Genomic DNA, 16,693 nt, shown 5'->3' with positions numbered 1-16,693 from the left:
CACTCAAAACCATGTTCCCGACGCGTTTTTAGGTTGACCGGCCGCTCGCACAATCCTAGCGGGCAAGCAAGCGGAATGAACGTTCATTCCGGTGAACCTAATCTGCACGGACGTCGGGATGCTTAACATGCAGCAATTGAACCTCAAGGGATCGGTGGCGCTCTTCGCGCTCGCCCTGCTGTCGGCTTGCGGCAAGGAGCAGGCTCCGCCGCCTCCGCCCACACCGACCGTCGGCGTCGTCACCGTCGGCGAGGAAGCGGTCGTGCTCACCTCCGAGCTTCCCGGTCGTATCGCCGCGGTAGAGACCTCGGAAGTCCGTCCGCAGGTCAGCGGCGTGGTCCGCGATCGCCTGTTCACCGAGGGCGCGATGGTCAGCAAGGGCCAGGTCCTCTACGCGATCGAGGACGCCCCCTACCGCGCGGCGCTCGCCAGCGCGCAGGGCCAGCTCGGCGCGGCCCAGTCGCAGATCAACGCGACCCGCCTGCAGGCGCAGCGTTACGGCCAGCTCGTGCAGCTGAACGCAGTCAGCAAGCAGGAAGCAGACAACGCAAATGCTTCCGCACAGCAGGCTCGCGCCAATGTTGCAGCGCAGCAGGCGGCGGTCCAGTCGGCGCGCGTCAACCTCGGCTTCACGCGGATCAAGGCACCGATCTCCGGTCGCATCGGCCGGTCGCTCGTGACCGTCGGCGCGCTGGTCCAGACCGGCCAGACCGATCCGCTCGCGACGATCCAGCGCACCAACACCGTCTATGTCGACGTCGTCCAGTCGGCAGCGCAGCTGCTCGATCTCAAGCAGGCGATGGCAAGCGGCGGCGTGACCCGCGGCGACGGCAGCGCGCGCGTCCAGCTGATCCTGCCGAACGGCACGACCTATCCGATCGAGGGCCGCCTGCAGTTCGCCGAAGTCACGGTCGACCAGACCACCGGCGCGGTGACGTTGCGCGCGAGCTTCCCGAACCCCAACGGCCTGTTGCTGCCGGGCATGTACGTCCGTGCGAAGCTCGTCGAGGGTACGCGTCGCCAGGCGATCATGGCGCCCACCGCCGGCATCACGCGCGATCCGCGCGGCGGTGCGACCGCTCTGGTCGTCAACGCGCAGAACAAGGTCGAGCAGCGTAATGTCACCACCGATCGCGTGATCGGCGACAAGTGGATCGTCACCAGCGGCCTGAAGCCCGGTGACAAGCTGATCGTCGAGGGTCTGCTCAATCTGCGCCCGGGTTCGACCGTCAAGCCTGCCGCCCCGCAGCAGGTCGCCAAGCCCGCTGGCGCGCCCGGCGCTGCACCCGGAGGCGGCGACGCGTCCGGTGCGACCAGCAACAGTTCCGCGCAGGCCGGGAAGTAACCGCCCATGTCACGCTATTTCATCGATCGACCCATCTTCGCGTGGGTCATCGCCATCATCCTGATGCTGGCCGGCATCCTCGCGATCCGGTCGCTGCCGATCGCGCAGTTCCCTGAGATCGCCGCCCCCAAGGTGACGGTCGCGACGTCCTATCCGGGCGCCGACGCACAGACGCTCGAGAACACGACGACGCAGATCATCGAGCAGCAGATGAAGGGCATCGACAACCTTCGCTTCTTCGCCTCGACCTCGGACGGCTCGGGCAACCTCGCGATCACGCTCACCTTCGAGCAGGGCACCGACCCCGACATCGCGCAGGTCCAGGTGCAGAACAAGCTGCAACAGGCGACTCCGCTCCTGCCGCAGGAAGTGCAGCAGGCCGGCCTTCGCGTGACCAAGGCGACCGCCAACTTCCTGCTCATCATCGCCGCCTATTCGGAAAACGGCGACCACGACCAGGTCGATCTCGGCGACATGATCGCCTCGAAACTCCAGGATCCGCTCAGCCGGATCAAGGGCGTCGGCGACACGCAGGTGTTCGGCGCACAATATTCGATGCGGATCTGGGTCGACCCCTTCAAGATGTCGAACCTCGGCGTTACCGTCACCGACATCACCTCCGCCCTGACCGCACAGAACGCACAGGTCTCGGCGGGGCAAGTCGGCAGTCTGCCTGCCGTGAAGGGCCAGTCGCTCAACGCCACCGTGACCGCACAGTCGCGCCTCCAGACGCCTGAGCAGTTCCGCGCGATCATCGTCCGCTCGGCGACCAGCGGCGCGACCGTGCGCCTGTCGGACGTCGCCCGCGTCGAAATGGGTTCGGAGAATTACAGCTTCCAGGCACGCTATAACGGCAAGCAGGCGGCAGGCTTCGGCGTGAAGCTGGCACCGGGTGCGAACGCGCTCGATACCGTCAAGCTGGTCAAGGCCGAGGTCAACCGGATCGCCAAGCAGTTCCCGCCCGACGTCAAGGTCGCGTTCCCGATCGACAACTCGACGTTCGTGCGGCTGTCGGTCGAGCAGGTCATCCACACGCTGATCGAGGCCATCGTCCTCGTCTTCCTGGTGATGTTCCTGTTCCTCCAGAATTTCCGCGCCACGCTGATCCCGACGATCGCGGTCCCGGTCGTGTTGCTCGGCTCGCTCGCCGTGCTTCAGGTCGCGGGGTTCACGATCAACACGCTGACCTTGTTCGGCATGGTGCTGGCGATCGGTCTGCTCGTCGATGACGCGATCGTCGTCGTCGAGAACGTCGAGCGCCTAATTCAGGAGGAAGGGCTAAGCCCGAAGGAAGCCGCCAAGAAGTCGATGGACGAGATCAGCGGCGCGCTGGTCGGCATCGGTCTCGTGCTGTCGGCGGTGTTCCTGCCGATGGCGTTCTTCAGCGGCTCGACCGGCGTGATCTTCCGCCAGTTCTCGATCACCATCGTGTCGTCGATGGCGCTTTCGGTGCTGGTCGCGTTGATCCTGACGCCCGCGCTCTGCGCGACGATCCTGAAGCCTGCCAAGGAAGGTCACGGCGAGAAGAAGGGCTTCTTCGGCTGGTTCAATCGCACCTTCGACAAGGGCGTCGGCAAGTATGGCAACGGCCTGCGCCGCGTCGAGAAGGGCTGGGTCCGCACGATGCTGGTCTATGCCGTGATCGTCGTCGCGATGGCCTTCATCTTCGTCCGCCTGCCATCGGGCTTCCTTCCCGAGGAAGATCAGGGCGTGATGTTCGCACAGGTCTCGATGCCGTCGGGTACGCCGATGGAGGAGACCGCCCGGACGATGGACAAGGTCCGCGATCACTTCATGATCGACGAGAAGGCCAACACCGCGGGCATCTTCACGATCAGCGGCTTCGGCTTCGTCGGCCAGGGCCAGAATGTCGGCATCGCCTTCATCCAGCTGAAGCCTTGGGAAGATCGTAGCGGCAAGGAGAACAGCGTCGCCGCGGTTGCCGCCCGTGCCAACCAGGCGCTCGCCGGGATCCGGGCCGGCATGGTGATCGGCTTCGTGCCGCCCGCCGTGCAGGAACTGGGCAACGCCAACGGCTTCGACTTCATGCTGAAGGACAATGCCGGCGTCGGTCACGAGAAACTGCTCGAAGCGCGCAACATGCTGCTCGGCATGGCCAGCCAGGACAAGCGCCTGATGCAGGTCCGTCCGAACGGCCTTGAGGATGCGCCTCAGCTGAAACTGAACGTCGACCAGGCGCAGGCGGGGGCACTCGGCCTCAGCCAGCAGGACATCAACACCACCGTCAGCACCGCGTTCGGTGGCGCGTACATCAACGACTTCATCGACCGCGGTCGCGTGAAGAAGGTGTTCGTGCAGGCCGACGCACCGTTCCGCACGACGCCCGCCGACCTCGGCAACTTCTACGTCCGCGGCACGACGAGCAACGCGATGGCGCCGTTCTCGTCCTTCTCGACGACAAGCTGGAACTACGGGCCATCGCGACTCGAACGGTACAACGGTGTAGCCTCGTTCGAGATCATGGGCTCGCCGGCGCCGGGCGTCAGCAGCGGCACCGCGATCAAGGCGATGGAGGAGATGGCGGCCAAGCTGCCACCCGGCATCGGCTATGAGTGGACCGGCCTCAGCTACGAGGAAAACCTGTCGGGCGGCCAGTCGACCACGGTCTATGCGCTGTCGCTGCTGATCGTGTTCCTCTGCCTCGCGGCGTTGTATGAAAGCTGGTCGATCCCGATCGCCGTCCTGCTGGTGGTGCCGCTCGGTGTCCTCGGCGCGGTCGGCGCGGCGATGATCTTCGGGCTGAACAACGACATCTATCTCCAGGTCGGGCTGATCACGACGATCGGTGTGGCGGCGAAGAACGCGATCCTGATCGTGGAGTTCGCTGAGGAGAAGATGGGCGACGGGATGAACGCGGCCGATGCCGCGGTCGAGGCGGCCAAGCTTCGCCTTCGCCCGATCCTGATGACGTCGTTCGCGTTCATCTTCGGCGTGTTGCCGCTCGCATTGTCGAGCGGTGCCGGCGCCGGCGGCCAGAACGCGATCGGCTGGGCGGTGGTCGGCGGTATGCTGTCCGCGACCGTCCTCGCGATCTTCTTCGTGCCGCTGTTCTTCCTGCTCGTGAAGCGCGTCTTCAAGCAGGACAAGGCTGGCTCGGGGCAAGACCGCGACCAAGTGCCCGACCACGACGGCAACCGTGACGACAACCGTGACGGCGGCCATCCGCCCCACGACCAGCGGCCGCAGGAGGCCTGATCCAGATGTTCTCGACCAAGATCTCCAGCCGCACCGCGCTCACGTTCGCCGCCGGGCTCACGCTCGCCGGGTGCAACCTCGCCCCCAAATACGTCCGCCCGGAGCTTCCCGTCGCGCCGAGCGGACCGACCGGGCCAGCCTATTCGGCCGGCAACGCCGCGAACGCGATCGTGCCGGCGGACACCGCATGGGAAGCGTTCTTCACGGATGACCGCCTGCGCGGCGTGATCCGCCTCGCGCTCGACAATAACCGCGACGTCCGCATCGCGGTCGCCAACGTGGCACAGGCTCGCGCGCAATACCGCGTGCAGCGCGCGGACCTGTTCCCGACGATCGGCGCAACCGGCAGCGCGACCTACCAGAAGTCGCCGTTCGGTGCGGTTGGCGGCGGCGTAGGCGGTGTCGGCGGCGGCACGGGCGGCGGCACTGGTGGCGTCGGCGGCGGCACCGGAACGGGTGGCGGCACCGGTGGTGGTACCGGCGGTGCGGGCACTGCCGTCACGGGCAGCGGGCGCGCCGACATCTATTCGGCCAATGTCGGTATCTCGGCATGGGAAATCGATCTTTTCGGTCGCATCCGCAACCTGACGCAGGCGCAGCAGGAAGCGTATTTCGCGGCGGAGGAAAACCGCAACGCAGCCCAGGTGTCGCTCATCTCGGAGACCGCGACCGCGTGGCTGACGATGGCGGCGGATCAGGACCGTCTCAAGATCGCGCAGGATACCGAGCGTGCGTTCGGCCAGACGCTGAAGCTCACGCAGGATCGCTTCCGGATCGGCATCGCGTCCGAACTCGAAGTGCGTCAGGCGCGCACCACCTATGACCAGGCGCGCTCGGACATTGCCGACGCGACCACGCTGATCGCGCAGGACCAGAACGCGCTCAACCTGCTCGCCGGGACGACCGTGACGCAGGATCTGCTCCCCGCGCGGATGCCGGAGAAAACGCCGACGCTGGAGAATCTGCCCGCCAACCTGTCGTCGGAGGTGCTGTTGCGCCGCCCGGACGTCGCCGCGGCCGAGCACAACTTGATCGCCGCCAACGCGAATATCGGCGCGGCGCGCGCGGCGTTCTTCCCGAACATCTCGCTGACCGCGGCATTCGGCACGCTCAGCCTTGGCTTGTCCAACCTGTTCGGCAGCGGCAGCCAGCAATGGTCGGTCGCCCCGTCGATCACGCAGCCGATCTTCGATTTCGGTCGCAACAAGGGTAACCTGCAATACGCCAAGGCGACGCGCGACGCGATGCTGGCCACGTATGAACGGAGCATCCAGACCGGCTTCCGCGAGGTCGCAGACGCGCTGGCACGCCGCGGCACGATCAACAGCCAGCTCGAGGCGCAGACGTCGCTGCGCGACAACGCGGCGGGGGCGTACAATCTGTCGCAGCTCCGCTTCCGCGCCGGGATCGACCCGTTCCTCAACACGCTCGATTCGCAGCGCGCGCTCTACACCGCGCAGCAGAGCCTGCTCGCCACCCGCCTCGTCCGCGACAGCAACGCGGTCGAACTCTACCGCTCGTTAGGTGGTGGCCTGAAGTAAGGCCTGCTTCCAACAACATGACATGCCCCCCTCCCTGGAAGGGAGGGGCTGGGGGTGGGTAGGCCCACTTGTGTCGCGACGTCTGGACAGATCGAAACCGACCCACCCCGAACCCCTCCCTTTCAGGGAGGGGCCAGAAGGTCCTAGTTCGCCGGCTCGGACAACGGCGCGAACCGCGCAACCTGTCGCCCGACCAGTCGCAACTGCTCGAGCACTGCTGGATCGCTGGCCCCGCCTTCGTCGTCGAACTTCGTCACCTGCGTGTTGATCGCGGCGGCAAACGGCGTCGGCCACCCCCGCAACGCATGGACGATCGAGCGCAACGCCGCGATCGTGCTCCCCGTCGCCTGCCAGCCATACGCCGTCGCGATCAGCCCGACCGGCATGTCCGCCAGATACGGCCGCTCGGGATCGCGCGCGGTTTCCTCCAGCAGGTCGAGCGCGTTCTTCACCACGCCCGAGATGCTGCCGTGATAGCCGGGACTGGCGATGATCACCGCCGACGCCTCGCGCACAGACGCGACGAACGCCTGTTCGTCGGGCGTCCGCGTCGTCGCCTTCGGATCGTAGAGCGGCAGCCGCGCCATGTCGGCCCCGCCGAACATCTGCGTGCGATAGCCCTGCTTCTCGACCGCATCGAGCGCGATACGCAGTGCACGCTCGGTCGACGAGACGCCGCCGATCGTGCCGCCGATGCCGACGACCAGCGGGAGAGTGTCGGAAGCGGCCACGGTTTTATCCTGTTCGAACGTCATCCCCCTGCTCTGCCCCGTTTCGCCGCGCGATGACAACAGGGCTTTGGTCGGTTCTCGCCCCGCGCGCACCACGAACGCTGTCGCTAAGCCCCGGTACACGTTAGGCATGCGCATAGACTTGCCCGAACTGTCGTAGAACCGTAACACACTAAAAGTCCGCCCGTTGGCCGACCTGGAACGATCCGATGCGCCCCGATCCCTTCGACCCCGACCGTTCCAGCTCGCGCGGCGATCGCGAGCCCTATGCGTATGAGCGCGAGCGGCTGATCACCGAACGCGAACGCCTGCGCCAGAAATACGAAGCCGAGCGGGATGGCGAAGACCCCGAGCCGTATGACGACCGCGACGCGCCCCCGTACGCCCGCGCACCGCGACGCAAGCGCCCGATCGGTCGCTGGATCCTGCGCGGCTTCGGGATCGGCATCGTCCTGCTGGTGATCGCGATCATCTGGCTGGCGATCACCGCGCCCTTGTCGAAGTCGCTGCAGCCGCCGACGCCGCCCTCCATCACGCTGACCGCGGACGACGGCACGCCGATCGCGCGACGTGGCGCGATCATCGGCAAGTCGGTCGACGCGGCAAAGCTCCCCCCGCACGTCACCCAGGCGTTCCTCGCGATCGAAGACCGGCGCTTCTACTCGCATTGGGGCGTAGACCCCCGCGGCATCGCACGCGCGGCATGGGCAAACCTCGGCTCGGGCGGCGTGCGCCAGGGCGGCTCGACGATCACGCAACAGCTCGCGAAGAACGCGTTCCTCGATTCGGACCGCACCGCGACGCGGAAAATCCGCGAGGCGATGATCGCGTTCTGGCTCGAGGCATGGCTGTCGAAGAACGAGATCCTCTCGCGCTATCTTTCGAACGTCTATTTCGGCGACAACACCTACGGGATCAGCGCGGCGGCAAAGCATTATTTTGGCCGCACGCCCGACAAGCTCAACGTCGGCCAGGCGGCGATGCTTGCCGGCTTGGTCAAGGCACCTTCACGCCTCGCCCCCACGTCGAACCTCGAAGGCGCGCGCAAGCGGGAGGCCGTGGTGGTCGGCGCGATGGTCGACGCGGGCTTCCTCACCAAGGCGGAGGGCGACGCGGTCCAACCGCAGCGCGTGCTCGGCAGCCGCCCGTCGCAGCTCCCCAACGGCACCTATTTCGCCGACTGGATCCTCCCCGAAGCGCGCGACCAGGCCGGCGAGATCAAGACCGAGGCGACCGTTCAGACGACACTCGACCCGCGGTTACAGCGCGCGGCAGAACGCACCATAGCGCGCGCGGGTCTGCGTCAGGCGCAGGTCGCGCTGGTGGCGATGCGACCCGATGGCCGCGTCGTCGCGATGATCGGCGGCAAGAACTACGCGAAAAGCCCGTTCAACCGCGCGACGCAGGCGCGGCGCCAGCCCGGCTCGACCTTCAAGCTGTTCGTCTACCTCGCCGCGATGCGCCAGGGCCTCACTCCCGATTCGACGATCGAGGACCGCCCGGTGACGATCGGCGACTGGACCCCGAAGAACAGCGACGGCCGCTATCAGGGAACGATCACGCTGCGCCAGGCATTCGCGCGCTCGTCCAACGTCGCCGCCGCACGGCTAACGCAACAGGTCGGCGTCAAGGCGGTGATCAAGGCGGCGCGCGATCTCGGCATCTCGACGCCGATCCCCAGCGAGGCCACCATCGGCCTCGGCACGTCGACCGTCTCGCTGCTCGAACTCACCGCCGCCTATGCCGCGATCGCGCGCGAGCAATATCCGGTCCAGCCGCGCGGCCTCGCCGACGTGCGCGAGAAGGGCTGGTACCAGTCGCTGACCGGCGGCGCGACGGAGATGCCGAGCAAGATCCACGACGAGATGCTCGACCTGCTGGCGGCCTCGATCCGCACCGGCACCGGCCGCGGCGCGAACCTGACGGTCGACGCATTCGGCAAGACCGGCACGACGTCGGATAACAAGGACGCGCTGTTCGTCGGCTTCGCGCGCGATCTGGTGGTCGGCGTGTGGGTCGGCAACGACGACAATTCCTCCAACCCGGGCCTGTCGGGCGGTGGTATCCCCGCACGGATCTGGCGGGACTTCATGCAGAGCGCGCTGGGGATCGCCCCGATCGCTGCGCCTCCTCCCGCGGTCGAGGAAGTCGATCCCGACGCACTGCCGGCGGAAGACCAGGAGAATTCCATTCTGCCGTTGGGCGGGGAGATCGAAGGAATGGGCTTCAACCTGAAGATGGGCGAGGACGGCACCATCTCGGTCGGCCCCTCCCGCCGCGACCGCCAGGAAGGCCCGCCCCCCCGCGAAGATCGCCGGCCTCCGGAGGAAGAACAAGGACCCGACGAAGGGCAGTAGTTTGCTGATCGACGGCACCCGCCCACTCAGCACCACCCCGGCTATTGGGCACCACCCCGGCGAAGGCCGGGGCCCAATTGGAAAGGTTGCAGTAACGACGCGCAGCCCGTCGTTACCTACCGCCCCCCACTTGGGCCCCGGCCTTCGCCGGGGTGGAAGAGCAGTTTGGATCTGCGCCTGAGCCGATGCCCCCCGTTGACGTCACCACCGCATCGCAGCATGTCTCCCCCATGCGCTTCTTCTCCGACAACGCCGCCACGATCCACCCGCAGGTCATGGCCGCGATCGCCGCCGCCGACACGCTCGACACCGCCTATGCCGGCGACGCCTGGAGCCAGCAGCTCGACGGCCGCCTCTCCTCGCTGTTCGAGACCGACGTCGCAGTGCTCTGGGTCCCCACCGGCACCGCCGCCAACTGCCTCGCGCTCGCAGCACTCTGCCCCCCGCACGGCGGCATCGTCTGCCACCGCGACGCGCACATCCAGAACGACGAGGGCGGCGCGCCCGAATTCTACACGCACGGCGCCAAGCTGCTCCTCGCCGACGGGGACGGCGCAAAGCTGACCCCCGACACCATCCGCACCGTCCTCGACGCGATCCCCGACGACGTCCACCGCGTCCAGCCGCACGCGATCTCGATCACCAACGCCACCGAATATGGCCGCGTCTACCAGCCGCACGAAGTCGCGGAGATCGGCGCGCTGGCGAAGGAGCGCGGGCTCGGCTTGCACATGGACGGCGCACGCTTCGCCAACGCGATGGCACGCGTCGGCTGCTCGCCCGCCGAGATGACGTGGCGCGCCGGCGTCGACGCGCTGAGCTTCGGCTTCGTCAAGAACGGCGCGATGAGCGCGGAGGCCTTGGTCTTCTTCAAGCCCGACCTCGCCGCCGTCACGCAATACCGCCGCAAACGCGCCGGCCTGCTGCTGTCGAAGGGGCGCTACCTAGCCGCGCAGATCCTCGCGATGCTCAACGACGACCTCTGGCTCGCCAACGCCAAGGCCGCCAACGACAGCGCGACGAAGCTCGCCGCCGCCGCCGGCGATCGCCTCGTCCACCCGGTCGAGGCGAACGAAGTCTTCCTCCGCGCCACCCCCGAAGAAGCCGCAGCCCTCCGTGCAAAAGGCTTCGACTTCTACGACTGGGCAGCCGGCGAGATCCGCCTCGTCACCGCATGGGACAGCCCGGCGGACGCGGTCGCCCTGCTCGCCGACGCGATCCGGGAGTTATGACCCCCGGCCCCACTGATCCACCACAGTCGACCCGCGCGGCCGTACTGATCCCGTTCGGCATCGTCACGCTGATCTGGGGTTCGACCTGGCTCGTCATCCGCGACCAGATCGCGGTGGTGCCGCCGAGCTGGTCGATCAGCTACCGCTTCCTCGTCGCCGGTATCGCAATGGCGATCTACGCAGGCATCAAGCGCGAGAGCTTCAGGTTCGACGCACGCGGTTACGCGTTCGCGGCGGTGATCGGCATCGCGCTGTTCACGTTCAACTTCAACTTCGTCTACCGCGCCGAGCATTACGTAACCTCCGGGCTCGTCGCGGTGGTGTTCGCCCTGCTGCTCGTCCCCAACGCGATCTTCGGCCGCATCTTCCTCAAGCAGCGCCTCGGACGGCAGCTGATGGTCGGGTGTGCGGTCGCGATGGCGGGGGTCGCGTTGCTGTTCGTCAACGAGGCGCGGGTCGATCCGCACGGGCCGCGCTCGGCGACGATCGGCATCGTCCTGACCTTGTGCGGCGTGATGGCAGCCTCGGTCGCCAACGTCATTCAGGGCAGCGCGTTCGCCAAGCGCTATCCGATGGCGCCGACGCTGGCGATCGCGATGCTGATCGGCGCGAGCCTCGACGCGGCGTTCGCCTGGATCACCACTGGTCCGCCGGTCTTCGAGCCGCGGTTCGGCTATGTCGCGGGCATCCTCTACCTCGGCGTGTTCGCGTCGGCGCTCGCCTTCCCGCTCTATTTCAACGTCATCCGCGCGATCGGCCCGGCCAAGGCGGCCTATTCGGGCGTGATCGTGCCCGTCATCGCGATGCTGCTATCGACGATCTTCGAGCGCTATCACTGGTCGACGCTGGCCGTCGCTGGGGCAATATTGTCCGGCATCGGCTTGGTCATCGCACTCAGCGCACGCAGGCCGGCACGGTAGTCGGGCCAGGCAGGCGTCCAGCCAAGCACGCGCTTAGCCTTGCCGTTCGCCACCCGCCGGTTCTCGTTATAAAACCCGCGTCCCATCGCCGAGAGCTCCTCGAGCGTCACGAACGGCGGCGCGGGCATCCCGAGCAGCATCGCCGCGAACGCCACCACGTCGTTCTGCGATGCAGGCACATCGTCCGCGAGGTTATACGCCCCCGCCGGTGCATCGAACCCGGCGATGACGCCCGAGACGATGTCGTCAACGTGCGCGCGACTGAACACCTGGCCGGGTTGCTCGATCCGGTGCGCCTTGCCCTGCCGCACCCGGTCGAGCGGCGAGCGCCCCGGACCATAGATTCCCGGCAACCGAAACGTCCGCGCGCCAATCGCCAGCCAGTCCGCATCCGCCGCCGCCCGCGCGCTCCGACGACCACCACCGATCGGCGCCGTCTCGTCCACCCACGCGCCCTGCGCATCGCCGTACACCCCCGTCGACGACAGATACCCGATCCACGCGCGCGTCCGCAGCAACAGCGAACCGTACCGACCGAGCACTGGGTCGGCCTCATGCTCGGGCGGCACCGACGACAGGATATGCGTCGCCGCCGCGATCTCCGCCGTCACCGCATCGACATCGTCGAACCGGAGCGTACCATCGCGTCCGTCCCGCGTCGTGCCGACGACATGCCAGCCGTCCGCCGCAAGCCGCTCGGCAAGCCGCGACGCGGTGTAGCCGAGACCGAAGACCAGCAGCCGGCTCATGGCGCCACCGCCGCGCCAGCCATCGGCCCCTTGTATAAAGTCCCGAAATAATCTCCCGCATTCCACACCGGCCGCTGCGCGCCATCCGCGATCTCGCGCGCGATCCGGTAGTTCGCATCGACGAACCGCACGCCCTGATCCCACAGGATCGGCTGCGTCAGGTCGTCCGACGGCTTGTGGTAATTGTTCGCCATGAAATACGCGACCGCCGCCTTGCCCGGCCCCTTCTGACCCGGCCACAGGAACACCGACGGGATCCCCTTCTGGACGAACCGGAAGTGATCCGAGCGGACGAAGATGCCCTCCTCCGGCATCGGATCGGGCGACAGGCCGACGCCGATCGCCGCCACTGCCTTCTGCACGATCGGGCCGATCGTCGAACGCTCCGCACCGAACACCACCATGTCCTCGAATGTGTACGTCAGGATCGGCATGTCGAGGTTCACGTCCGCGACGATCGAGGTCAGCGGCACGGTCGGGTGGTTGGTGAAGTAATCGCTGCCAACCAGCCCCTTCTCCTCGCCGGTGACCGCCAGGAACATGATGGTCCGCTTGGGCGCCTGCCCGCTGGCCGTGAAGCGCTTGGCCTCCTCGATCAGGCTGGCGATGCCGATCGCGTTGTCGAGCGCGCCGTTGTTGAGCGCGTCGCCCTTCACGGGTTTCGTGATGCCGATGTGATCGAGATGCGCGGAGAGCACGACGACCTCCTTGCCGACCACCGGATCGCTGCCCGGGATCATCCCGACGACGTTGCTGCTCGCGGCAGGCACGAAGCTCGTCTTGGTCGCGACGGTCAGCGTGCCGGTCAGCGGCACCGCCTTGAACTTGGCATTGTCGCGGTCCGCCTGCTTCACGATCCGGCTCCACGGCGTCTTCGCACCCGCGAACAGCTTGGCCGCGCCGGCCATGCTGATCGTGCCGAGCGACGGCGCGCCAGGCGCATCGACCTTGCCGGTGCCGTCGGGATTCGCCCAAGTCATCCGTGGCGTCGCGTAAAACTCCGCCATCTTGCCGAACGTCCGTACCTTGGCCGAGCGCGGGCTTTCCAGCGTGATCACGCCGATCGCGCCCTTGGCCTGCGCGATCGCAGCCTTGGTGCCGCCCGACCCGAAGAACGCGCGCTCCTCGCCGCCGAACCGCGCGGGCGAGCCGCCGAAATACGCGACGATCTTGCCGCGCACGTCGACGCCCTTGTAGTCGTCCTGGCCATATTGCGGCGCGTCGATCCCGTAGCCGACGAACACGACGGGCGCCGAAACGCTGGTCTCCGCCTTCGCGCCGTTCGCGGCGGGCACATAGTCCTCACCGAATACGAGCGGCTGCGCAGGCCCGCGCCCCGTCCAGACGAAATCGCCCTTGCTCGCCGCCTTGTACGACACGAGCGGCACGGTCTGGAGATACCCGCCCTGATCGCCACCGGGACGAAGGCCTGCCGCATAAAACTGCGCGGCGACATATTGCGCGGCGATGTCGAACTCGGGGCTGCCAGCCTCGCGACCCTTCATCGCATCCGACGCGAGAAACAGCACATGCGCCTTCATCGCCGCCTGATCCGCCGGCAGCGGTGCGGCGAGCTTCGCGTTCAGCTCGGCCGTATTCGGCGCGGTCACCGGAGCCGGCACGGGTGCAGCTTGGGGCGCAGTCTGTGCAAGGGCAGAGGTAGAAAGCGCGAGCACCGCGAGCGCGCCGATAGGACGATACATCCGGAAATCCTTGCAAAGGGAACGTGTTGCAGCGGCGTAGCATCCACCGTCACCCGCGCAAGCTTTGGGGCATGGAGCAAAGACCTTCTCCGCAGAGAAGTACCACCCCGGCGGAGGCCGGGGTCCAGTTGGGAAACGGTGCTGACGCAGGCTGCGTTCCGTTACTACGACCTCTCCAACTGGACCCCGGCCTCCGCCGGGGAGGTGCAAGTGATCGAACCGCGCGGCCCCAAGCTTTGGCTGGCGGTAGGGAGCCACGGCCCTATATTCGCAAACATATGCTCGATATCCAGAACAGTCTCGCCCACCCGCTCGTCATTCGCCGCGAGGACTATACCCCGCCCGAGTGGCTGGTCCCCGAGACGAAACTGGATTTCGACCTCGATCCCTCCACCACCCGCGTAACGGCAACATTGTCGGTAACGCGCAACGGCGATCACGCCGCACCGCTGCGGCTCGACGGCGCGGGGCAGAAGCCGCTGTCGGTCACGGTCGACGGCGTCGCGATCAACGACTGGCGGATCGACGGCGAACAGCTCGTCATCCCGCTCACCGGCGCCGCGCATGTCGTCGAGACGCAGGTCGAGATCGCCCCCGATCGCAACACGCAGTTGATGGGGCTCTACGCCTCGGGCGGAAACCTCTGCACCCAGTGCGAGGCGGAAGGCTTCCGCCGCATCACCTACTTCCCCGACCGCCCCGACGTGCTCAGCGTCTATTCGGTGCGGATGACCGCCGACAGGAAGCACTTCCCCGTGCTGCTCGCGAACGGCGACCCGGTCGCGCAGGGCGATCTCGAAGATGGCCGCCACTGGGCAACCTGGCACGATCCATTCCCGAAGCCCTCCTACCTCTTCGCACTGGTCGCCGGCGACCTCGCCGTAAACCGCAGCAGCTTCACGACGATGTCGGGGCGCGAGGTGTCGCTCGGCATCTGGGTGCGCGAGGCCGACCTGCCCAAGACCGACCACGCGTTGAAGGCGCTCGAACTCGCGATGGCGTGGGACGAGACGACCTATGGCCGCGAATACGATCTGGACGTGTTCAACATCGTCGCGGTCGACGACTTCAATTTCGGCGCGATGGAGAACAAGGGCCTCAATATCTTCAACTCGCGCTACATCCTCGCCGACCCGGATACCGCGACCGATTACGACTATGACGCGATCGCCGCGGTCGTCGCGCACGAATATTTCCACAATTGGTCGGGCAACCGGATCACCTGCCGAGACTGGTTCCAGCTGTCGTTGAAGGAGGGCTTTACAGTCTACCGCGACCAGGGCTTCTCCGCCGACCAGGGCTCCCGCGCGGTCAAGCGGATCGAGGACGTCCGCGGCCTGCGTGCGTCGCAATTCCCCGAGGATTCGGGCCCGCTCGCGCACCCCGTGCGGCCTGAATCCTACCAGGAGATCTCGAACTTCTACACAGCGACGATCTACAACAAGGGCGCCGAGCTGATCCGGATGATGGCCGCGATCCTCGGACCGAAGGGCTTCCGCGCGGGCACCGACCTGTATTTCGACCGGTACGACGGGACGGCGGCGACCTGCGAGGATTTCGTCACCTCGATGGAGGAAGGCGGCAAGGTCGACCTCACCCAGTTCCGCCTCTGGTATTCGCAGGCGGGCACGCCGCGTGTGTCGGCGAGCCTGTCGCACGACGGCGACCGCGCGACGCTGCAGCTCGCGCAGCAGGTCCCCGCAACGCCCGGCCAGCCAGTGAAGTCCCCGATGGTGCTACCGTTGCGGGTGAAGCTGTTCGGTGCCGAATCGGGTGCGGCGTTGACCGACGAGCGCCTCGTCCTGTTCGACGACACGCTCGACACGCTCGAATTCGAAGGGTTGGCCGAACGCCCGGTGCTGTCGATCAACCGCGGCTTCTCCGCGCCGGTGGTGGTCGAAAGCGACCGCACCGCCGCCGATCTCGCCTTCCTCAGCGCGCACGACGACGATCCGTTCGCGCGCTACGAGGCGATGCAGCAGCTGATGCTCGACACGCTGGTCGCGTCGGCGGGCGGACATGCGGATCACGACGCCGTGATCGCCGCGGTGGCGAATACCCTCGCCAATACCGATCTCGATCTCGCGTTCGTCGCCGAGGCGGTGTTGCTGCCGTCGGAGAGCTTCATCGGCGACCAGATGGCCGTCGTCGATCCCGAAGCGATCTTCCGTGCGCGCGAGGCACTGCGCCGCGATCTCGGCACGCGGCTGGAGGCGCAATGGCGGCAGGCGTATGCGCGGGGCGAGGGCCAGCCCTACGCCTATACGCCGGAGGGCAAGGGCCTGCGTCGTCTACGGACGGTATCGCTCGGCTATCTAGCGGCGAGCGGCGCGGCGGATGCGGCGGACCTGGCGTTCGCGCAGTTCGATTCGGCGGACAACATGACCGACCGGATGGGCGCGCTGACGACGCTGGTGAGCAGCGAGTCCGAGATCCGCACCACCGCGCTCGACATCTTCTACAGCCAATATTGCGACAACCCGCTGGTGCTCGACAAGTGGTTCCAGGCGCAGGCGCAGTCGTCGCGCGACGATACCGGTACGATCGTCGCGGGGCTCGCCGAGCATGCCGACTTCACCCTGACCAACCCCAACCGCGCCCGATCGCTGATCGGCGCATTCGGCGCGAACCAGCGGGCTTTCAATAACGCCGACGGGAGCGGCTACCGGTTCCTCGCGGACCAGTTGATCGCGCTCGACCGGTTGAACCCACAGACCGCCGCGAAGCTTCTCCCGCCGCTCGGGCGATGGCGCCGGTTCGACGCGGCGCGCGCAGGGTTGATGCGCGCGGAACTGGAGCGGATTGTGCGGACGCCGGGACTGTCGAAGGATGTATTCGAGCAGGCCTCCAAGAGTCTGGAAGGCTAACCCGAATCTGATCCTCCCCCGCAAGGGGGAGG

Annotated in this window: 10 protein-coding genes; 7 read left to right on the top strand and 3 right to left on the bottom strand. The window is 67.0% G+C overall.

The window, feature by feature from the left end:
* The first annotated feature begins 127 nt into the window (after positions 1 to 127).
* Genes E5673_RS03485 through E5673_RS03475 form a run of 3 tightly spaced genes read left to right on the top strand, consistent with a single transcriptional unit; the run spans position 128 to position 6,102 of the window.
* Positions 128 to 1,345, top strand: coding sequence for an efflux RND transporter periplasmic adaptor subunit (locus E5673_RS03485; protein ID WP_136188948.1), 1,218 nt, complete (start codon positions 128 to 130; stop codon positions 1,343 to 1,345).
* A 6-nt stretch (positions 1,346 to 1,351) separates the two neighbouring features.
* On the top strand, positions 1,352 to 4,561 hold the full coding sequence (locus E5673_RS03480) for an efflux RND transporter permease subunit (RefSeq protein ID WP_136188947.1): 3,210 nt from the start codon (positions 1,352 to 1,354) through the stop codon (positions 4,559 to 4,561).
* 5 nt (positions 4,562 to 4,566) lie between these two features.
* Positions 4,567 to 6,102 (top strand): efflux transporter outer membrane subunit, encoded by a 1,536-nt coding sequence (locus E5673_RS03475; protein ID WP_136188946.1) that lies wholly within the window; start codon positions 4,567 to 4,569, stop codon positions 6,100 to 6,102.
* Positions 6,103 to 6,245: 143 nt separating this feature from the next.
* On the opposite strand, the gene E5673_RS03470 is transcribed toward E5673_RS03475, so the two are convergent.
* Positions 6,246 to 6,833, bottom strand: coding sequence for an NAD(P)H-dependent oxidoreductase (locus E5673_RS03470; RefSeq protein ID WP_247599553.1), 588 nt, complete (start codon positions 6,831 to 6,833; stop codon positions 6,246 to 6,248).
* A 209-nt stretch (positions 6,834 to 7,042) separates the two neighbouring features.
* Between E5673_RS03470 and E5673_RS03465 the strand changes: the two genes are divergently transcribed.
* The 3 genes from E5673_RS03465 to E5673_RS03455 all read left to right on the top strand — a co-directional run bounded on the left by E5673_RS03465 (position 7,043) and on the right by E5673_RS03455 (position 11,342).
* Complete coding sequence (locus E5673_RS03465; protein ID WP_136188944.1) at positions 7,043 to 9,190, top strand: transglycosylase domain-containing protein; 2,148 nt, start codon at positions 7,043 to 7,045, stop codon at positions 9,188 to 9,190.
* Positions 9,191 to 9,420: 230 nt separating this feature from the next.
* Positions 9,421 to 10,422 (top strand): beta-eliminating lyase-related protein, encoded by a 1,002-nt coding sequence (locus E5673_RS03460; protein WP_136191327.1) that lies wholly within the window; start codon positions 9,421 to 9,423, stop codon positions 10,420 to 10,422.
* Entirely contained in the window at positions 10,419 to 11,342 is a 924-nt protein-coding gene (locus E5673_RS03455) for an EamA family transporter (protein WP_136188943.1), read from the top strand. The genes E5673_RS03460 and E5673_RS03455 overlap by 4 nt, the downstream gene beginning before the upstream one ends.
* Here E5673_RS03455 and E5673_RS03450 read toward each other — a convergent pair.
* Complete coding sequence (locus E5673_RS03450) at positions 11,255 to 12,091, bottom strand: NAD(P)-dependent oxidoreductase (protein ID WP_136188942.1); 837 nt, start codon at positions 12,089 to 12,091, stop codon at positions 11,255 to 11,257. The genes E5673_RS03455 and E5673_RS03450 overlap by 88 nt on opposite strands.
* The gene (locus tag E5673_RS03445; protein WP_136188941.1) at positions 12,088 to 13,794 is read right to left on the bottom strand and encodes a M28 family metallopeptidase; all 1,707 of its coding nucleotides are present in this window, start codon (positions 13,792 to 13,794) and stop codon (positions 12,088 to 12,090) included. Before E5673_RS03445 ends, E5673_RS03450 begins: the two co-directional genes overlap by 4 nt.
* A gap of 278 nt (positions 13,795 to 14,072) precedes the next feature.
* Here E5673_RS03445 and pepN point away from each other — a divergent pair, with 278 nt between their 5' ends.
* Positions 14,073 to 16,661: an aminopeptidase N gene (gene pepN, locus E5673_RS03440; RefSeq protein ID WP_136188940.1), complete on the top strand. Its 2,589-nt coding sequence runs from the start codon at positions 14,073 to 14,075 to the stop codon at positions 16,659 to 16,661.
* Positions 16,662 to 16,693 lie beyond the last annotated feature (32 nt).

The organism is Sphingomonas sp. PAMC26645, from assembly GCF_004795835.1.
GTDB lineage: Bacteria > Pseudomonadota > Alphaproteobacteria > Sphingomonadales > Sphingomonadaceae > Sphingomonas.
Note: the sequence above shows the minus strand (reverse complement) of the source record. Positions and strands in the feature narration are given on the sequence as shown.

Excerpts from the sequence above, each read along its gene's own strand:
- E5673_RS03485 (WP_136188948.1), top strand. The coding sequence starts at position 128 with ATGCAGCAATTGAACCTCAAGGGATCGGTGGCGCTCTTCGCGCTCGCC.
- E5673_RS03480 (WP_136188947.1), top strand. The coding sequence starts at position 1,352 with ATGTCACGCTATTTCATCGATCGACCCATCTTCGCGTGGGTCATCGCC.
- E5673_RS03475 (WP_136188946.1), top strand. The coding sequence starts at position 4,567 with ATGTTCTCGACCAAGATCTCCAGCCGCACCGCGCTCACGTTCGCCGCC.
- E5673_RS03465 (WP_136188944.1), top strand. The coding sequence starts at position 7,043 with ATGCGCCCCGATCCCTTCGACCCCGACCGTTCCAGCTCGCGCGGCGAT.
- E5673_RS03460 (WP_136191327.1), top strand. The coding sequence starts at position 9,421 with ATGCGCTTCTTCTCCGACAACGCCGCCACGATCCACCCGCAGGTCATG.
- E5673_RS03455 (WP_136188943.1), top strand. The coding sequence starts at position 10,419 with ATGACCCCCGGCCCCACTGATCCACCACAGTCGACCCGCGCGGCCGTA.
- E5673_RS03450 (WP_136188942.1), bottom strand. The coding sequence starts at position 12,091 with ATGAGCCGGCTGCTGGTCTTCGGTCTCGGCTACACCGCGTCGCGGCTT.
- E5673_RS03445 (WP_136188941.1), bottom strand. The coding sequence starts at position 13,794 with ATGTATCGTCCTATCGGCGCGCTCGCGGTGCTCGCGCTTTCTACCTCT.
- pepN (WP_136188940.1), top strand. The coding sequence starts at position 14,073 with ATGCTCGATATCCAGAACAGTCTCGCCCACCCGCTCGTCATTCGCCGC.